The organism is Couchioplanes caeruleus, from assembly GCF_023499255.1.
GTDB classification, from domain to species: domain Bacteria; phylum Actinomycetota; class Actinomycetes; order Mycobacteriales; family Micromonosporaceae; genus Actinoplanes; species Actinoplanes caeruleus_A.
Genome location: NZ_CP092183.1, coordinates 6,558,360 through 6,576,400, shown reverse-complemented (window position 1 = coordinate 6,576,400; position 18,041 = coordinate 6,558,360). Strand labels below are relative to the sequence as shown.

General features: G+C 73.5%; 17 protein-coding genes. 9 read left to right on the top strand and 8 right to left on the bottom strand.

The genetic code is table 11. The features are described 5' to 3' along the window. Positions 1-4 precede the first annotated feature (4 nt). On the bottom strand, positions 5-2,566 hold the full coding sequence (locus tag COUCH_RS30355; RefSeq protein ID WP_346016014.1) for a WG repeat-containing protein: 2,562 nt from the start codon (positions 2,564-2,566) through the stop codon (positions 5-7). A gap of 2,766 nt (positions 2,567-5,332) precedes the next feature. Between COUCH_RS30355 and COUCH_RS30345 the strand changes: the two genes are divergently transcribed. From COUCH_RS30345 to COUCH_RS30335, 3 genes are read left to right on the top strand one after another with little or no spacing between them, the layout of a single operon-like run. Next, a complete protein-coding gene (locus COUCH_RS30345; RefSeq protein ID WP_249608623.1) occupies positions 5,333-6,019 on the top strand; it encodes an ABC transporter permease in 687 nt (228 codons plus the stop codon). After that, positions 6,012-6,812, top strand: coding sequence for an ABC transporter permease (locus COUCH_RS30340; protein ID WP_249608622.1), 801 nt, complete (start codon positions 6,012-6,014; stop codon positions 6,810-6,812). Before COUCH_RS30345 ends, COUCH_RS30340 begins: the two co-directional genes overlap by 8 nt. Then, positions 6,809-7,768, top strand: coding sequence for an ABC transporter ATP-binding protein (locus COUCH_RS30335; RefSeq protein WP_249608621.1), 960 nt, complete (start codon positions 6,809-6,811; stop codon positions 7,766-7,768). Before COUCH_RS30340 ends, COUCH_RS30335 begins: the two co-directional genes overlap by 4 nt. Here the strand turns inward: COUCH_RS30335 and COUCH_RS30330 are convergent. Continuing rightward, positions 7,765-8,322, bottom strand: a complete 558-nt coding sequence (locus tag COUCH_RS30330; protein ID WP_249608620.1) for a helix-turn-helix domain-containing protein — start codon at positions 8,320-8,322, stop codon at positions 7,765-7,767. The genes COUCH_RS30335 and COUCH_RS30330 overlap by 4 nt on opposite strands. Before the next feature lie 66 nt (positions 8,323-8,388). Here COUCH_RS30330 and COUCH_RS30325 point away from each other — a divergent pair, with 66 nt between their 5' ends. Both COUCH_RS30325 and COUCH_RS30320 read left to right on the top strand, forming a co-directional pair. Further along, positions 8,389-9,189: an AzlC family ABC transporter permease gene (locus tag COUCH_RS30325; protein ID WP_249608619.1), complete on the top strand. Its 801-nt coding sequence runs from the start codon at positions 8,389-8,391 to the stop codon at positions 9,187-9,189. After that, positions 9,183-9,491, top strand: coding sequence for an AzlD domain-containing protein (locus COUCH_RS30320; protein WP_249608618.1), 309 nt, complete (start codon positions 9,183-9,185; stop codon positions 9,489-9,491). Before COUCH_RS30325 ends, COUCH_RS30320 begins: the two co-directional genes overlap by 7 nt. Before the next feature lie 216 nt (positions 9,492-9,707). On the opposite strand, the gene COUCH_RS30315 is transcribed toward COUCH_RS30320, so the two are convergent. The 4 genes from COUCH_RS30315 to COUCH_RS30300 form a co-directional block, all read right to left on the bottom strand. After that, on the bottom strand, positions 9,708-10,337 hold the full coding sequence (locus COUCH_RS30315) for a DUF3043 domain-containing protein (protein WP_249608617.1): 630 nt from the start codon (positions 10,335-10,337) through the stop codon (positions 9,708-9,710). An 88-nt stretch (positions 10,338-10,425) separates the two neighbouring features. After that, positions 10,426-11,781, bottom strand: a complete 1,356-nt coding sequence (murA, locus tag COUCH_RS30310; protein ID WP_249608616.1) for a UDP-N-acetylglucosamine 1-carboxyvinyltransferase — start codon at positions 11,779-11,781, stop codon at positions 10,426-10,428. A 261-nt stretch (positions 11,782-12,042) separates the two neighbouring features. Further along, positions 12,043-13,212, bottom strand: coding sequence for a quinolinate synthase NadA (gene nadA, locus COUCH_RS30305; protein WP_249608615.1), 1,170 nt, complete (start codon positions 13,210-13,212; stop codon positions 12,043-12,045). Between the two features lie 61 nt (positions 13,213-13,273). Further along, positions 13,274-13,423 carry a hypothetical protein gene (locus COUCH_RS30300; RefSeq protein WP_249608614.1) on the bottom strand — a complete coding sequence of 50 codons (150 nt, stop codon included), beginning with the start codon at positions 13,421-13,423 and terminating at the stop codon, positions 13,274-13,276. On the opposite strand from COUCH_RS30300, the gene COUCH_RS30295 reads away from it, so the two are divergent. The 4 genes from COUCH_RS30295 to COUCH_RS30280 all read left to right on the top strand — a co-directional run bounded on the left by COUCH_RS30295 (position 13,422) and on the right by COUCH_RS30280 (position 16,680). Further along, positions 13,422-14,585 carry a glycerate kinase family protein gene (locus tag COUCH_RS30295; protein ID WP_249608613.1) on the top strand — a complete coding sequence of 388 codons (1,164 nt, stop codon included), beginning with the start codon at positions 13,422-13,424 and terminating at the stop codon, positions 14,583-14,585. The genes COUCH_RS30300 and COUCH_RS30295 overlap by 2 nt on opposite strands. 103 nt (positions 14,586-14,688) lie before the next feature. Beyond that, positions 14,689-15,063 carry an iron-sulfur cluster insertion protein ErpA gene (gene erpA, locus COUCH_RS30290; RefSeq protein ID WP_199516122.1) on the top strand — a complete coding sequence of 125 codons (375 nt, stop codon included), beginning with the start codon at positions 14,689-14,691 and terminating at the stop codon, positions 15,061-15,063. Positions 15,064-15,196: 133 nt separating this feature from the next. Beyond that, a complete protein-coding gene (locus COUCH_RS30285; RefSeq protein WP_249608612.1) occupies positions 15,197-16,177 on the top strand; it encodes a carbohydrate kinase family protein in 981 nt (326 codons plus the stop codon). A 2-nt stretch (positions 16,178-16,179) separates the two neighbouring features. Further along, a complete protein-coding gene (locus tag COUCH_RS30280; RefSeq protein WP_249608611.1) occupies positions 16,180-16,680 on the top strand; it encodes an AAA family ATPase in 501 nt (166 codons plus the stop codon). Here COUCH_RS30280 and COUCH_RS30275 read toward each other — a convergent pair. Both COUCH_RS30275 and COUCH_RS30270 read right to left on the bottom strand, forming a co-directional pair. Further along, positions 16,673-16,885: a sulfurtransferase TusA family protein gene (locus COUCH_RS30275; protein WP_249608610.1), complete on the bottom strand. Its 213-nt coding sequence runs from the start codon at positions 16,883-16,885 to the stop codon at positions 16,673-16,675. The two genes, COUCH_RS30280 and COUCH_RS30275, sit on opposite strands and share 8 nt — an antisense overlap. Continuing rightward, entirely contained in the window at positions 16,882-18,030 is a 1,149-nt protein-coding gene (locus tag COUCH_RS30270; protein WP_249608609.1) for a cysteine desulfurase family protein, read from the bottom strand. The genes COUCH_RS30275 and COUCH_RS30270 overlap by 4 nt, the downstream gene beginning before the upstream one ends. Positions 18,031-18,041 lie beyond the last annotated feature (11 nt).

Below are 18,041 nucleotides of genomic sequence, written 5' to 3'. Positions count from 1 at the left end.
CTCCTTACAGAACCGGCCTGTCGTCCGGGATCAGCCGCTCGATCTCCTGAACCACCTCGGCCGGATCGCGGTACGTGACGCCGACGAGCGGCTCGCCGTCGCGGTCCAGCGCGCCCCAGCGCCCGTCCCGGTCACCGACGAGGAACGCCGCCGGGTGGATCAGCAGCCGCGCGTGCACCGGCTGCACCCGCAGCTGACCCGTACGGTCCACCACCCCGAACCGGTCGCCGGCGTCCACGACGGCCAGCCCCTCCTCGGTGAACCCGTCCACCGGCCCGCCGGCGCTGAGCTCGGTCGCGAACGCCCGGTACTTCGGGTGCACCACGACCCGCCCGTGCCGGTCGATCGCGCCCCAGCCGCCGCGCCGCACGGGGGCCACACCCCGCCGGAACGGCCGTACGTCGTCGAATCCGCCCGGCACGATCACCCGGTTGTGCCAGTCCACCGCGAACCACCCGCCGGCAGGATCGCGCGACACCCACGCCAGGCCGTCCGAGAACGGCAGGGCCTGCAGGTACGCCGACGACTCGTCGATCAGCAGCGCCCCGGTCTCGTCGATCAGCTCCCACGCGGCGGCGTGCGGGCGACGTACCCAGGCGGCGCCCTCGGAGAACGGCTGGGCGTCGGCGAACGACTCCGCGATGACCACGTCACCGTTGCTGTCGGCGTACCCGACGAGGCCGGTCTCGTAGTCGGAAGCCGGCTGCGGCGGACGGCTCTGCTGCAGAATCTCCTCCCGCGACCGCGGGTAAGGACCCCACCCGGCCTCCTGCACCCGGGCCATCACCGCATCGAGCGCCGCCTCGGTCCGCGCGACAAGATCGGGATCCTCGACCCGCCGCAGCTCCAACGCGAGCTCGAAATGATTGCACGCCTCCAGATACCGCCCCTGCTCATAACAGGACTTCCCGGCGTTGACGTGCATCTCGGCCCGCAACCGCCCGGGCAGCTCGACGGAGTTGGCCTCCTCGTACAACCGGTCGGCCTCGGCGAAATCACCCCGCCACTGCTGCACCTGAGCCAGCCGGGCCTGCACGACGGCGACCTGCACCAGCTCACCGGTGGCCTCGGCATGCCGCAACGCCTCCCGCCCGTCGGCGAGCGCCCGGCCGTACTCCCCGAGCAGCCGGCTCACCACCGCCCGCAGACTCAGCAACCGCGCCCGCACGGAGTCGCGCTCGGCGTACTCCACCCGGTCGGTCAGCCGATCCCGCAACGCCCGCAACCGGTCCGGCTCGGCCACCGTCTCGCGCAGGGTGACGGGATCAACGTCCCACGGGTACGCGGACAGCAGCTGTTCCGGGTCGGGCAGGGCGGGTACGGGCTCGAGCTCGGGCTCCGGGGGCGGCGGGACGGAAAGGGTGGGCAGCTGCATGCTCGGGGCGCGTACGGCTTGCTCCGTACGGTCCGGGTTCGCTGCCTGGACCGGCTCGGTCGCCGCCTGTACGGCTGTGGTGGGGCCTTCCGCCGGCTCGCTTTGTTCTGCCTCTTGGCCTTGGTCTGCGGGGTCGCTCTGCTCTTGCGGCTCGGTGTGGTCTTCGGTCTCGGCCTGCTCTTGCGGCTCGCGTTGGTCTTGCGGCTCGTCGGGGTCCGCCGGCTCGCTTTCTGCCGCGGCTTCGTTGCCGGCCGGCCGGTCCTCGATGGTCTCCGTCTCGCCCGTCGCGGCGCCGGCGCCGGCGGAGTCGTCCTTCGTCTCGCGAGGGGTCACGATCTGGTTCTCCGCGGAGGGGGAGAACCAGTCGGTCCGGACCGGCGCGGCGCTGACCGGCTCCGGGGCGGGCGCGGCGCTGACGGGCGCCTCGGCGGGGGACACCGGAATCGAGTCCGGATCGGCCGTGACCGCACCCAGGCCGCTCATCGACAACAACCACCCGAGGCCGCCGCCTGCCGGCTCACTGTCCACGCCGGCCACCTGCGGCGCCTGCCCGTCGTTCGGCTCGTGCTGCCCATCGCGCGCGGCCTGCCCAGGGGTGGCGTCCTCCTCGCCGGCCTCTACCCGGCCGGCGTCCTCCCGGTCGGCGTTGTCCTGGCCGCCGTGCTCTTGGCCGGCCTGCTGCTGTTCGCGGGTCCCCTCCTGAGGGGCGGCATCCTCGCCCGCCGGGACGTCGATGATCTCGGCATCGACGGGCGGCTCCGCGGCCGCGGGCACATCGGCGACGGCCGGAGCGACCTCGACGGCGACCGGTTCCGCGACGACCCCGGCCTCGGCGTCGGTTTCGACGACTTCGGCTTCGACGACCTCACCGCCGGCGTCCACCACGGCGACCGGCACGTCAATCACGACCTCGGCCTCGGGCTGGTCACCCGGCTCGGCCCGGCCGTCGTCGTCCGCCGGTTCGCTCGGCTCGGCGTCGGCCCCCGGGGTCTCGTCGGCGGGCCGCTCGACAACCGCCACGCTGCTCGCGGCTGTGGTGGCTTCCCCGGCTTCTGCGTCGTCCGGTTCCGGCGAAGAAGTGCCGTCGCCGGTCCCTGCCGGGCCGGCGACCGGTGACTCGTTGTCCGGATCGGAAGTGGTCGCTTCGGGGGAGGTCGATCCGGCGGTCTCCGCCTGGGCCGGCGCGGCCATGTCCACCACGACCGGCTCCGGCAGAGCCTCATCCGCTACGGCCGGCTCCGAGGGAGCCACGTCCGTCACAACCGGGTCCGGGCCAGCCGCGTCCGTCACAACCGACTCGGGCACGACAGTGACCGGTTCCGGCGTGGCCATGGCTGCGTCCGGCGCGGCGGATACAGGCGCGGGCGTAGCCACGACAGGTTCCGGTGCGGTGGCGGCAGTTCCGGCTGCAGGGGCGACGGGTCCCGGCGCGGCCACGACGGGTTCGGGCGCGGCGGCGGCGGGTTCGGGCGCGGCCACGACGGGTTCGGGCGCGGCGGCGGCGGGTTCGGGCGCGGCCACGACAGGTTCCGGTGTGGTCGGGGCCTGCTGCGGCTCGTAAGCCGGCGTCGGCGGCGACACTCGATAGGACACCGGCGTTCCCGATACAGGACGCGCCACAGGCGGTGCCGGATGGGCCGACACGGGTCGCACCACCGGCGGTTCCGGCTGCCGGGCAGCGAGCGGTGGCGCCGAAGCCGGCGGCGCCGGCGACACGGGGGGCGCAGTCGGAGCCGGCGGCGCGGTCGGAGCCGGCGCTGCGGACACCGGGGGCGCGGTCGGAGGCGGCGCGGCCGAGACGGACGGCGCTGCGGACACCGGGGGCGCGGTCGGAGGCGGCGCGGCCGAGACGGACGGCGCTGCCGACGCCGACGCCGCGGCCGGCGGCGCGGGCGAGACGTGCGGCGCAGTCGGAGGCGGCGCGGCCGAGACAGGCGGCGTGGTCGGAATGGGCCGAGCGGTCGGCACCGGCTGGACCGGCTGGACAGGTGGGACCGGGCGTACCTGGGCCGGCGCGGTCGCGGGCGCTGCCGCCACCCACCCGGCCGACGGCACGATCGGCTGGGTCGTCTCCGGTCCGGCCGGTTCGCGTTCCTGCCGGACCGGGGCTGGTTCCGGGGCGCGGGGCGGGGCCGGCGTCTGCAGCGGCGCCGGGAAGCGGGGATCCGTCGGCGGTTCCAGGCTGTGGGCGCCACGCCGCGGCGGCTCCGGCATGTCGTACGGCGCACCGGCCCGCCGCCCAGCCTCGGCGCCCCGGCGCGGGTCCGAGGACGGCCGCGTATCACCCTGCGGCGCGTACGGATCCGGCCGACGCGCAGCATAAGGCGACGCCTCGCGCCCCGCGTACGGCGAAGCCTCCGGGTACGGCGCAGCCAGCCGAGGATCCGTCGGAGGCGTGTACGACGCGGCCTGCCGGCCCTCGTACGGCGGAGTGATTCGCGGCTCCGGGGCGGGAGGGTGCTGGCCCGGACTCGGTTCGCCCGGCATCGAGCGCGCCGCCCACATGTCCGCCGCCGACGTCCCAGGGCGCCCACGCGACCAGCCGTCCGCCGTGGGGGGCGTGGGCTCGGGCCGCGACCGGCCGTCCGTCGCCGGAGGTGCGGAATCGGGCCGCGACCAACCGGCGCCGGGGTGAGGGGCCGACTCCGGCCGACGCCAACCCTCCGCCGCATGGTCCGCGGAGCGCGGCCGCGACCACCCGTCTCCAGCGGGAGATGCAGAAGCCGCCGGAGGTGCAGAAGCCCCGGGAGGTCCGAAAACCACCGGAGGTGCGGACGCGGGAGGTGCGGATTCCGGTCGTGAGCGGCCGGCCGCAGCCGGGGGAGACCAGGCATCCGGGGCCGGTGACGGCGGCGCCGAGCGCGGCGGCGCCCAAGGCTCCGGGGTCGCGGGGCGGGGGTCGACCGGCGCCGCCCACCGCGGATCCGGCGGTACCGGGCGGGGCGCCGGGTAGCGGGCGTCCGGGCGCGGGGTCGGCTGGGGCTGAGACGGAGGCGGAGGCGCCGAGCGGTACGGCGTCTGGCGCGGGCCGTGGAACTGATCGTCGGGGGCCGGTTGGCGCGGCGCGGGGGACGGTTCGCGGCCGGGGCGCTGGCTCTCCGGTGGGCCGGGTGGCCGGCGCAGGCCCGGGGCCGGGCGGGCCTGGCGGGGGTCGTTCTCGGGGAGGCGGTCGGGAAGCGGGACCGGGCGGTTCCACGACGGCTCGGCCCGCCGCGGTGCCGGCGGGGGCGGGGGAGTCGCTGCCGGGCGGGTGGGTGCAGGGGAGTCCTCCGGCCCGTTCCACGACGGCGGGGGCTGCGGCGGCCGCCCCACGGTCGCACGGCCCGCCGCCGGGGAAATGGGACGGGCGGGCGGGGCAGAAGCCGGGGAGAGGTGGTGAGCGGGCGGCGCCGAGGTCGGAGAGACGTGGTGGGCGGGTGGCGCCGAGGCCTGGGCGATGGCCCGGAAGTCCGCGTCCCATGCCGCTGCCGCTTCGGCCGCGACGGAGGCGTCGTACACCGGTTGGTGGACGGCCCGGCGGCGGCCCGGGTCGCCGGGGTAGCGCTGGCCCGGCAGCGGTTCCCATTCCCAGGTGATCTCGTACACCCAGGCGGGCTCGTCGTCCCAGCCGCCGGCGCCGAGCTGTGAGCTCCAGCCGTTCATCCGGCAACCAGGAGGCTGCCCGATGCCTGACTACGCTGCGTCACGACGATCCACCTTGTCGGAAATTGCTCGGTGGCAGGGCGGGGCACCGGGTACAGTCGCCCGGCTCCGCTGCGGGGGTTGTGGAAGGAGATTAGCGGCGTGAACGGGCTCGACGCCAGGGTGCCTGGGATCTCTCCTGATCGTCCGTTCCGGGGCCGCGTCACTACGTTCGGTGCGCTTTCATGGTCGGGTTTCCGGAGGTACGCAACCTACCGGCAGGCGACGATAGCCGGATCGTTCACCAACACCGTCTTCGGGTTCCTGCGGTGTTACGTGTTGCTCGCCGTCGCGGCCGGCGCGGCCGGTGGGCGCGCGGCCGGGTATGACGCCGAGCAGCTGGCCACGTTCGTGTGGGTGGGGCAGGGATTGCTCACCGTAGTGTCGTTGTGGGGCTGGACCGAGCTCGCCGACCGGATCCGGTCCGGCGACGTGGCCGCCGACCTGCTGCGCCCCGTACCCCCGGTGGTCGGGTATCTGGCGCCGGACCTGGGGCGGGCCGCGCACGCGATGATCTTCCGCTTCCTGCCGCCGCTCGCCGTGGGAGCGCCTTTCTTCGACCTGTACGCCCCCAGCCGCTGGTTCACGGTCCCGTTGTTCGCGCTGTCCGTGCTGCTCGCCGTGATCGGCAGTTTCGGGCTGCGGTTCCTGGTGAACGCCACGGCGTACTGGCTGCACGACGCCCGAGGCCCGATCACGCTGTGGGTGCTGTCCGCGGGCGTGCTCGCCGGGCTGTACTTCCCGCTGCGGTTCCTGCCGGACTGGCTGGCGGTCGCGCTCTGGGTCGGTACGCCGTTCCCCGGCCTGCTCCAGACCCCTGCGGACGTGCTGGTCGAACGCGATCCCGCGCCGGTGCAGGCGGCGCTCGTGGGCCTGCAGGCGCTCTGGGCCGCCGCCCTGCTCGTTCTGGCCGCCGTGGTGCAGCGCCGCGCCGAGAAGCGCCTGGTGGCCCAGGGTGGGTGAACTGCGGGCGTACGGGGCGCTGTTCGTCGGTCAGTGGCGGTCGCTGGCGTCCTACCGGGCGTCGTTCGCGGTGGACCTCGCCACGAACATCCTCGGCGCGGTGCTGGACGTCGTCGCCGTGCTCGTGCTGTTCGGCGCGACCCGTACGGTGGCCGGCTTCACCCTGCGCGAGGGTCTGCTCGTGGTGAGCCTGTCGTCGTGCGGGTTCGCCACCGCCGACCTCGTGGTGGGCAACATCGACCGGCTGAAGACGTACGTGCGCACGGGCGCGATGGACGCCGTGCTGACCCGCCCGCTCGGCGCGCTGCCGCAGCTGGTGCTGATGGACATGCCGTTGCGCAAGGGGCTGCGCGTGGCCGTGGCGGTCGCCGTGCTGATCACCGCGCTGCGCCTCAACCACGTCGACTGGACGCCGGCGCGGGCGGCGCTGGTCGTGATCGCCCCGCTGTCCGGTGCGGTGTTCTTCGGCGCGATCTTCGTGGCCAGCGCGAGCCTCGCGTTCTGGTGGGTGGAGTCCGGGGAGGTGGGCAGCGCCTTCACGTACGGCGGACGGGACTTCACGGCGTACCCCGTACCCGTCTTCGAGGGCTGGTTCCGCGCGGTCTTCGCGTACGGCATGGGCTTCGGTTTCGTGGCCTACCAGCCGGCGCTGGCGCTGCTGAACCGCGCCGACCCGCTCGGTCTGCCCGCCGGGGCGGGCTTCCTCTCCCCGCTGGTCGCGCTGGTCGCGGCCGGCACCGCCGCCGTCGTGTGGCGGGCCGGCATCAGGCACTACAGGAGTACGGGCTCATGAGCGTGATCACGATGCGCGGGCTGCGCAAGGACTTCACGGTACGGGTCCGCACGGGCCGGCTGCGCCGCGAGAAACGGTCGGTGGCGGCCGTGGCGGGCATCGACCTGACCGTGGAGGCGGGCGAGATGGTCGGCTACATCGGGCCGAACGGCGCCGGCAAGTCCACGACGCTGAAGATGCTCACGGGCGTCCTCACGCCGTCGTCGGGTGAGGTGTCGGTGTGCGGGCTGGCGCCGGTGCCGCAGCGCACCCGCCTGGCGCTGACGATCGGCGTGGTGTTCGGGCAGCGTTCGCAGCTCTGGTGGGATCTGCCGCTGCGGGACTCGTTCGCCCTGCTGCGGCACATCTACCGGGTGCCGGCCGGCGCGCACGCCGCCCGGCTGCGGCGCTGCCGGTCGCTGCTGGACCTGGACGAGTTCCTGGACACCCCGGTACGGCAGCTGTCGCTGGGCCAGCGGATGCGTGGCGAGCTGACCGCCGCCCTGCTGCACGGGCCGTCGGTGCTGTTCCTCGACGAGCCCACGATCGGCCTCGACGTGGTGAGCAAGCAGGCGGTGCGTTCGTTCCTCGCCGAGCTGGGCGCGACGGGGGACGTGACGCTCGTGCTGACCACCCACGACCTGGCCGACATCGAACGGCTGTGCCGCCGGCTCGTGGTGATCGATCACGGCCGGGTGGTGCACGACGGCACGATCGAGGCCCTGCACGACCGGTACGGTTCCCGCCGCCGACTCGTGGTGGACCTGGACACGCCGCTCCCACCCGGGTTCGCCGTGGCGGGAGCCGACCTGGTGTCGCTCGAGGCGGACGGCCACCGGGCGTCGTTCGACCTGCTGTCGTCATCGGCGGCGGGCGCGGTCGTCGCGGAGCTCGCGGCCGTGGCGTCGATGCGGGACCTGTCGCTCGTCGAGCCCGGCATCGAGGACGTGGTGGCGAGGCTGTACCGCGCCCCCTAGCGGTGTTCCATGACCAGCACGGCCCACGTGCCGGGCTCGAGCGCCTCGTAGTGGTGCGGGACGTCGCCGGGGAACGCCACGTAGTCGCCGGGGCCCAGGTCGACGAACTCGCCCGTCGGGCCCGTACGGAGCCGCCCCGCGGCGACCACCACGTGTTCCACGCTGCCCGGGATGTGCGCTTCCGCCTCGCGTGGCTGGCCCGGCTCCAGCTCCATGACGTACAGGTCGCGCCGGGTGTGCGACGACCCGGCGGCGAGCAGGCTCGCCGCGAAGTCGGCATGGTCGGCCCGCAGGCGGGGCGTGTCGGCGGCCCGGATCACGCGTACGACCGGAGCGGGCGGTTCGACCAGCCGGCTGAACGGCACACCGAGCGCGACGCCGAGCGACCAGAGCGTCTCGATGCTGGGGTTTCCCGTGCCGTTCTCCAGCTGGGACAACGTCGACTTGGCCAGCCCGGCCCGGCGCGCCAGCTCGGCGAGCGAGATCCCCACCCGTTCCCGCTCGCGGCGCAGGGCGGCGGCGATCGTGGCGAGCGGGGGAGCGGGCTGCGACATGTTCACTCCGTCGGTCGGTTCGTTCGGTTTGACGAACGGCACGGTGGGCGTTCATTATTCTGAACCATGCGTACGCGAAAACGAACAGTGGACCGCGCGCTCCTCCGCGACGCAGCCGCCATCGCCGCCGCAATGGTCGCGGTAGGAGCCTCGTTCGGGGCCATCACCATCGCGTACGGCCTCCCGACGTGGGTCCCGTTCGCCATGTCGACGGTGGTGTTCGCGGGCGGCGCCCAGTTCCTCGCGGTCGGCCTGATCGCTGCCGGCAACCCGCTCGCGGGCGTGATCGCGGGCCTGCTCCTCAATGCCCGCCACCTCCCGTTCGGCCTGGCGGTATCCACCACCGTCGGCGAACGCCGGCGCGACCGGCTCATCGGCAGCCACCTGATGACCGACGAGGTCGTAGCCTTCACCCTCCGCGAACCGGAACCCACCCGCCGCCGCCGCACGTACTGGCTCATCGGCGTCACCCTCTTCACCTCCTGGAACGCGGGCACGGCCCTGGGCGTCCTGCTCGGCGGCGCCACGGGCGACCCCGCGGCCCTCGGCCTGGACGCGGCGTTCCCGGCCGGGCTGATCGCGCTGATCCTGCCGTCACTGCGGGACCGGACGACCCGGGCCGCGGCGCTGGCCGGGGCGGCGCTGGCGGTCCTGGCGACGCCGGTACTGCCGGCCGGGCTGCCGGTTCTGTGCGCACTGCTGGGTCTGTCGGTGCTGTTCATCCCGCGGCTGCGGGCCACGGCTGCTGCGCCGGCTTCCGCGCCTACGTCCTCGGCCGCGCCGGTTTCCGCGCCCGGCGAGCCTGGAGTGTCGGCGGGTGGGGCGAGCGCTCGGCCGGAGCGTCGTCGATCGGAGGCATCATGCTGATCGCGTCGATCATCGTGCTGGGCGTGGGCACCTACACGCTGCGGCTCAGCGGGGTCCTCCTCGGCGACCGGCTCGTCCTCTCCGAACCGGTCCAGCGCCTGCTGCCGATGGCGGCGACCACCCTGCTGGCCGCGCTGGCGATGACGGCCGCGCTGATGGAGGGCCCGGCGTTCGCCGGAGCGGCCCGCCCGGCCGGCGTCGCGGTGGGCGCGCTCCTGGCCTGGCGCCGGGCACCGTTCGTCCTGGTGGTCGTGGCTGCCGCGGCCACAGCGGCCCTGCTCCGCCTGGCCGGCATCCCGTGACCCGCGTGCCCGGCCGGCCGTAGCCACCGCCGCCCCGGCGAAACGGCCGCGGACCCGGACGACCCGACCCGGCCCCGACCCGGCCCCAGCCCCGGTGGCCCAGCCCGGCTCGGCTGCTCAGCCCGGCTCGCAGTCCAGCGCGGCGGCCCGGCTTGCCCGACCGCCTGGCTGGGTGGTCCGGCCGGCCCCGTGGTGCGGCCCGGCAGCCCGGTGGGCTCAGATCTTGGTGCCGAGCTCCACCTGCGGCTTCGGCACCCGCATCCGCCGGAACGTCAGCGCGCGCATGATGCCGTACATGTACAGCGAGCCCATTCGCTGGGTCGTGTTCGGGTACTTCTGCGTGACCAGCTTCTTGATCCGGCGCGAGATCAGGATGCTGTCGACGATCACGCTGAGGGCGAGGATCGCCCAGAGCAGGTTGGCCGCGAGCTGGACCTGGTAGGGCATCCGGCCCGTGGAGCCGATGAAGACGATGATCGCGCCGACGAAGAACCAGGTGCCGGCCGTGCGGCGGGAGTCGACGATGTCGCGGACCAGGCGGCGTTCCGGGCCTCGGTCGCGGGCGAGCAGGTAGCGCTCGTCGCCGGAGCGCATGCCTTCGGAGGCCTCGGCGCGTTCGGTGCGCTGGCGTTCGCGCATCTGCTTGTACGCCTCGCGGCGGTTGGCCGGGGCGGCCACCGCTCCGGGCCGGCGTTGGGAGCTCTGCCGTTTCGGCGTCTCCTTGCCGAGCTCCTTCTTCGACGGCGTGTAGCCCTTGGGGCGCGGCGTGGTGTCCGGCTCGGGCGTCACCGTGGCGGTGGCGTCGGCGACCAGATCGGGGGACTTGCGACGAAACAGCGAGGACACCCCAGCAGCGTAGCCAAGAGCCGCACCAAACCTGAAACCGCGCCGCCCATCCCTGTGGACGGGCGGCGCGGCCGGGGCGTACGGATGATCAGATGCGCTCGACGTGCGCGCCCAGCGCGGCGAGCTTGCCCTCGAAGTCCTCGTAGCCGCGGTTGATCAGGTCGACGCCGTAGACCCGGGACGTGCCCTCGGCCGCCAGCGCCGCGATGAGGTGGCTGAAGCCGGCGCGCAGGTCCGGGATGACCAGGTCGGCGGCGTGCAGCTTGCTCGGGCCGGCGATGACCGCGGAGTGCTTGAAGTTGCGGCGGCCGAAGCGGCAGGGGGTGCCGCCGAGGCAGTCGCGGTACACCTGGATCGTGGCGCCCATCGAGTTCAGCGCCTCGGTGTAGCCCAGGCGCTGCTCGTACACCGTCTCGTGCATGATCGACAGGCCGTGGGCCTGGGTCAGGGCGACCACCAGGGGCTGCTGCCAGTCGGTCATGAAGCCGGGGTGGACGTCGGTCTCCAGCGCGACGGCCTGCAGTTCGCCGCCCGGGTGCCAGAACTTGATGCCGCCCTCGACCGTGCCGACCCCCGGGCGCCCCACGCGGGCGTCGGTGATCTCGAACTGGCCGCCGATCGAGCGGAAGACGTTGAGGAACGTCATCATGTCGGCCTGCTGGGCGCCGAGCACCTCGATCTCGCCGCGGGTGGCGAGCGCGGCGGCGGCCCAGCTGGCGGCCTCGATGCGGTCGGGGATGGGCTTGTGGTGGTAGCCGTGCAGGCGGGGGACGCCGAGGACCTCGATGACCCGGTCGGTGTGCACGGTGATGATCGCGCCCATCTTCTGCAGCACGCAGATGAGGTCGATGATCTCCGGCTCGATCGCCGCGTTGCGCAGCTCGGTGACGCCCTCGGCGCGGACGGCCGTGAGCAGCACCTGCTCGGTGGCGCCGACGCTCGGGTACGGCAGCTCGAGCTTCGTCCCGTGCAGCCCGTTGGGCGCGGTCAGGTGCATGCCCTCGGGGGTCTTGTCGACGATCGCGCCGAACTGGCGCAGCGCCTGGATGTGGAAGTCGATCGGGCGCGGGCCGATGTGGCAGCCGCCCAGGTCGGGGATGAACGCGTGCCCGAGCCGGTGCAGCAGCGGCCCGCAGAGCAGGATCGGGATCCGCGACGAGCCGGCGTGCACGTTGATCTGGTCGCTGCTGGCGCTCTCCACGTTCGTGGGGTCCATGACGAGTTCGCCCTCGTCGGCGCCGTCGGACACCTTCACGCCGTGCAGGCCGAGCAGCCCGCGGACGACCTCCACGTCGCGGATGCGCGGCACGTCGAAGAGGCGGCTCGGTGTCTCGCCCAGCAGGGCGGCCACCATGGCCTTGGAAACCAGGTTCTTGGCGCCACGGACCCGGATCTGCCCGTGCAGCGGCGTACCGCCGTGTACGGCCAGGACGTCGTCGGTCAACGCAACCTCCGAAAGGGGCGCATCGACGCGCCCGAGCGAGTAGGGGTGCTGCCTCGCGAGTGGGGGAACCCCGCGGCAGCCGCCCGGGCAGCATAGCCCTGAGTGACCGTTGCAGAAATCTCACAACGCCCACCGAGGCACGAAACCCTGATGATTAAGCCAACAAAAAGAAGCAGCGACGCGCTGGGCGCATCGCTGCTCACTCAGAGTAATGGCACCGGAGGTTCGAGTCGAGCGTGGGCGGCTGGGGCGGCAGCCGGGCTACGGCAGGGCGAGCATCTGGTCGAGAGCCACCCGGGCGTACTTCGCCGTGTCGGCGTCGACGGTGATCTGGTTCGGCACGCGCCCCGCCACGAGCTCCTCGAGCGCCCACACGAGGTGCGGCAGATCGATGCGGTTCATCGTGGAGCAGTAGCAGACCGTCCGGTCCAGGAACATGATCTGCTTGTCCGGGTGCGCGAGGGCGAGCCGGCGCACCAGGTTGAGCTCCGTGCCGATCGCCCAGGCGGATCCGGCGGGCGCGTTGTCCAGGGCCTTGATGATGTACTCGGTCGAGCCGACCTGGTCGGCGGCGCGGACGACCTCGTGCCGGCACTCCGGGTGGACGAGCACGGTGACCCCGGGAACCCGCTCGCGCACCTCGCGGACGCTGTCGATGGTGAAGCGGCCGTGCACCGAGCAGTGCCCACGCCACAGGATCATCTTCGCGTCGCGCAGCTGCTGCGGGGTGAGCCCGCCGTGCGGCTTGTGCGGGTCGTAGAGCACGCAGTCGTCGAGGGAGAAGCCCATCTCGAGCACCGCGGTATTGCGGCCCAGGTGCTGGTCGGGCAGGAAGAACACCTTCTGACCCTGCTCGAACGCCCAGGTCAGCGCGCGCTTGGCGTTGGAGGACGTGCAGACCACGCCGCCGTTGCGCCCGACGAAGCCCTTGATGTCCGCCGAGCTGTTCATGTAGGTCACGGGGACGACGTCACCCGCGATGCCCAGGTCGGTGAACTCGTCCCAGGCGGCCTCCACCTGGCCCAGCACGGCCATGTCGGCCATCGAGCAGCCGGCGGCGAGGTCGGGGAGCACGACCTTCTGCGCGGGACCGGTCAGGATGTCGGCGCTCTCGGCCATGAAGTGCACGCCGCAGAAGACGATGAACTCGGCGTCGGGCCGGGCGGCGGCCTCGCGGGCGAGCTTGAACGAGTCGCCGGTGACGTCGGCGAACTGGATGACCTCGTCGCGCTGATAGTGGTGACCCAGCACGAAGACGCGGTCGCCGAGGGCGGCCTTGGCGGCGGTGGCACGGGCCACCAGATCGGGGTCGCTCGGCGCGGGCAGGTCGCCCGGGCAGTCGACGCCGCGCTCACTGGCCGGGTCGGTGCCCTGGCCGAGCAGCAGCAGCGCGAGCGGCGTGTTCTCGGGTTCCGTCCACGTCGAGGTCACGGCCCCCATGTTTCCACAACGTCGCGCCTGCCAAGAGCGTCGATGTGGTGTTCTGAACCACTCAGCGGCGGCGGTTCTGGATCCGGGTGGCCAGCTTGCGCAGCCGCGCCTGGTTCTCGGGCTTGGCCAGCTGGCGCCGTCCCTGGTCGACGAGCCGCTGTCCCTGAGGACTGCGGAGGAACTTCTGCACGCGCTGCATGAGGGTCGGCATGCCTTCAACGTTGCCAGGCGCGCCTGAGCGAAACCTGTACTTTCTCCTCGTGCGCGTACTCATCTGTCCGGACAAGTTCGCCGGGACGCTGACCGCCTCGGAGGTCGCCGCCGCGCTCGCCGAGGGCTGGCACGAGACCGCCACCGGCGACGAGTGCGTGCTGCGCCCGCTCTCCGACGGCGGCCCCGGCTTCGTTGAGGTGCTGGCGGCGGCGCTCGACGGGCGGCGCATCCCGGTCGCCACCGTCGATCCGCTCGGGCGTCCCGCGCGCGGCGAGGTCCTGCTCGCCGGCTCGACCGCGTACGTGGAGAGCGCGCAGGCCTGCGGCCTGCACCTTCTGACCGAGGAAGAGCGCAACCCCAACGTCGCCACCTCGTACGGGCTGGGCCTGCTGCTCGCCGCGGCGGTCGAGGCGGGCGCCACCGAGGTCGTGGTGGGGCTGGGCGGCTCGGCCGTCAACGACGCGGGCGCGGGCATGCTGGCCGCGCTCGGTGCCGGACCAGTCGACGAGAGCGGGTACGCCCTCCCGTACGGCGGCGCGGTCCTCGGCGCGGCGGCCCGCCTCGAAGGTCCGCCCCAGCTGCGCCAGGTCAGCCTGGTCGCCGCCACGGACGTGGACAACCCGCTGCTCGGCCTGCACGGCGCCAGCAACGTGTACGGCCCGCAGAAGGGCGCCACCAGGGAGGACGTGCTGCGCCTCGACGCCGCGCTCGAGCACTTCTCGGGCGTACTCGAGAAGGCGTTCGGGGTCGGCGACCTGGCCGCGACGCCCGGCGCGGGCGCGGCCGGGGGCCTCGGCGCGGCGCTGCTGGCGCTCGGCGGCCGGGTGGTCTCGGGCATCGGCCTGGTCACCCGGCTCATCGGCCTGGAGGAGCAGCTGGACCGCGCCGGCCTCGTGATCACGGGGGAGGGGTCCTTCGACCACCAGTCGCTGCGCGGCAAGGTCGCCGCCGGCATCGCGAACGGCGCCCGCGACCGTGGGCTGCCGTGCGTGGTCGTCGCGGGGCGCAACGAGACGGGTTACCGCGAGGCGGCCGCCGCCGGGGTCACGGAGACATACGCCCTGGTCGAGCACTTCGGCTCGGAGGAGCGGGCGCTGGCCGAGCCGGCCCGGGGCCTGCGCGAGGTCGCGGCGCGGCTGGCCCGGCAGTGGAGCCGCTGAGGTCCCGTGGCGGACATCTCGGCCGCCCGGATTGGGAATACGGCCACGGAGAGCTAGCGTTGGCCGGTACGGCACATCACCGGACCTGCAGGGAGAACCGCACGTGTCTACTGAAGCGCACACCGAGTCGACCGAGGCCACCACGGCCGCGCCGACCGGCGTCATTTTGACCGACGTCGCGGCGACCAAGGTCAAGGCCCTGATCGAGCAGGAAGGCCGCGACGACCTGCGCCTGCGCATCGCGGTGCAGCCCGGCGGTTGCTCCGGCCTGCGGTACCAGCTGTTCTTCGACGAGCGCTCGCTCGACGGTGACATCGTCAGCGACTTCGACGGCGTCGAGGTCGTCGTCGACCGGATGAGCTCGCCGTACCTCGCGGGCGCGACGATCGACTTCGCCGACCGCATCGACGCCCAGGGCTTCACCATCGACAACCCGAACGCGCAGAACTCCTGCGCCTGCGGCGACTCCTTCCACTGAGCCGTCCCGGAGCACATCGAGGCCGTCCGCTCGCCCTGGGGGCGGGCGGCCTTCTGCATGTGACGCGGGAGTGTCGCCGGGGCGAACGGCCGGTAGGCTCCGGGGGTAATCGCACCCGACCCCGAGGGCCGACATGAAGATCGCCGTCACCGGCTCGATCGCCACCGACCACCTGATGCACTTCCCCGGCAAGTTCGCCGAACAGCTCATCGCCGACCAGTTGCACAAGGTCTCGCTGTCCTTCCTCGTCGACGACCTGGTCGTGCGGCGCGGCGGCGTGGCGTCGAACATCGCGTACGGGATGGGCAAGCTGGGCCTGCGCCCGCTCCTGGTCGGCGCCGTCGGCGTGGACTTCGCCGACTACCGCTCCTGGCTGGAGCGCCACGGGGTCGACTGCGACTCGGTGCACGTCAGCGAGGTCGCGCACACCGCGCGCTTCGTCTGCACCACCGACGACGACCTCAACCAGATCGCGTCGTTCTACGCGGGCGCGATGAGCGAGGCCCGCAACATCGAGCTCGAACCGGTCGCCGAGCGCGCCGGCGGCCTCGACCTCGTGCTGGTCAGCGCCAACGACCCGGCCGCGATGATCCGCCACTCGCAGGAGTGCCGCTCCCGCGGGTACGCGTTCGCCGCCGACCCGTCCCAGCAGCTCGCCCGCATGGAGGGCAGCGACGTCATGTCGCTGATCGAGGGCGCGGAGTACCTGCTGACCAACGACTACGAGCGGTCCCTGCTGGAGACCAAGGCCGGCCTCACCGCCGACCAGGTGCTCGAGCACGTCCGCATCCGGGTCACCACGCTGGGCAAGGACGGTGTGGAGATCACCGGCCGTGACATCGAGCGGGTGCACGTGCCGGTCGCGCGCGACGTCGTGCCCGACGACCCCACCGGCGTCGGCGACGGCTTCCGGGCCGGGTTCTTCGCCGCGATCAGCTGGGGTCTGGGCCTCGAGCGGGCCGCGCAGGTGGGTTCGCTGGTCGCCGCCCTGGTCCTGGAGACCGTCGGCCCGCAGGAGTACGACGTCAAGGCGGACTTCTTCCTCAAGCGCCTCGCCGACTCGTACGGCGACCAGGCCGCCGCGGACGTCCAGCCGTACCTGCCTGTCGCCTGACCATGGTCCTCGCCGTCTTCGCCGGCCTGCCGGGCGTGGGCAAGAGCACGCTCGCCGCGCAGGTGGGGGCGGCGCTGCCGGCCGCGGTGCTGGCCGTGGACACCGTCGACTTCACGCTGCAGGCGTACGACGTCACCGAGCCCCGTCCCGGCTACGCCGCGTACGGGGTGGTGGCGGCGCTCGCCGAGACGCAGCTCGCCATGGGCCACAGCGTGATCATCGACGCGGTGAACCCGGTGAAGGCGGCCCGGCAGCTCTGGACCGATCTCGCCGACCGCCTCGGCGTCCCGCTCCGGGTCGTCGAGGTGGTCTGCGGCGACGACGCCGAGCACCGCCGCCGGGTGGAGACCCGGTACGCGGCCCGGGCCCACGACGGCGTCCCCGACTGGGTCCGGGTGCTCGAGCGGCAGGGCGAGTACGAGCCGTACCCGGGCCCGCGCCTGGTCGTCGACACGTACCTGGCGAAGGAGCCGGTGGGCCCGGTCGTGGACTACCTCAGCTGAGCCGTCGCACGTCGTAGGCGCCCTCCGCCGGGCTGCCCACGTACTCCTGGCCTTTCATCCGGCACCACGCCGGGATGTCGTTCGCGGCCGCGGGGTCGTCGGCGAGCACCCGCACCACCTCGCCGATGCCCACGGCCGGCATCCGGCGCGCGAGGTCGATGATCGGAAGCGGGCACCGCCGGCCGCGTGAGTCCACCTCGATCACATCCCCGCCTCCTTCCGGATGGTCGCCACCAGGCCCGGCAGCACCGCGAGGAAACGGTCCACGTCGGCCTCCGTCGTGCCGCGGTGCAGCGAGACCCGGACGTTGCCGTGGCTCAGCACGCCCATCGCCTCCAGCACGTGACTGGGCCGCAGCGTCGACGCCGTGCACGACGAGCCCGACGACACCGCGAAGCCGTGCCGGTCCAGCGCGTGCAGCAGCGCCTCGCCGTCGACGTACAGGCAGGAGAACGTCACCAGGTGCGGCAGCCGTTCGACCGGATCGCCGACGACCTCCACGTCGGGCACGGTCGCCGCGACGGTCGCCCGGATGCGATCGACCAGGGCGGACAGGCGTACCGCTTCGGTCTGCGCCTCGGCCAGGACGGCCCGCAGGCTCGCCGCGGCCGCGACGACGGCCGGCAGATCGAGCGCGCCCTGCGGCCGCGGCCTGTGAAGATCATCACCAGGGTACGGGGACAGCCAGCGCGTGCCTTTACGGACCACGAGGAGCCCCACCCCCGGCGGACCGCCCCACTTCCTCGCACTGGCGGTGAGCAGCGACCAGCCCGGTGGCACCGGAGCGCGCCCGACGGACTGGGCGGCATCGACGTAGAGCGGCACGCCCGCCTCCGCGCACGCCTCGGCGGCGGCCGCGACCGGCTGCACCGTCCCCACCTCATGACTGGCGCTGATCAGGCCGGCCAGCGCGACCCCCGGGCCGCTCACCGCGGTGCGCCAGGCGTCCAGGTCGAGCCGTCCCCGAAGGTCCACACCGACCTCGGCGGCGTCGCCGTGCCGGGCCGCCGCGTGCAGCACGGCGGAGTGCTCGATCGCGGAGTGGACGAATGTCTTGCCTGCTCGCGCGCGTCCGGCGAGGCCGCCCAGCACCGCGGCGTGGGCTGCCGCCGTACCGGAGGAAAGGAAGGTCACCTCGTCCGCGCGTACCCCCAGGGCGTCCGCGACGGTGGCCGTCGCCGCCTCCCTCAGCCGTTGCGCCCGCCGGCCCGCGGCGTGCAGCCGGTCCGGATCGGCCCAGCCGTCCTCCAGCGCGGCCGCCAGCGCCTGCCGGGCCACCGGATGCAGCGGCGCGGCGGTCGCCGCGTCCAGGTACGCGGGGGCAGCGGCTTGTTCCGCCGTGTATTCCACCCACGGAACGG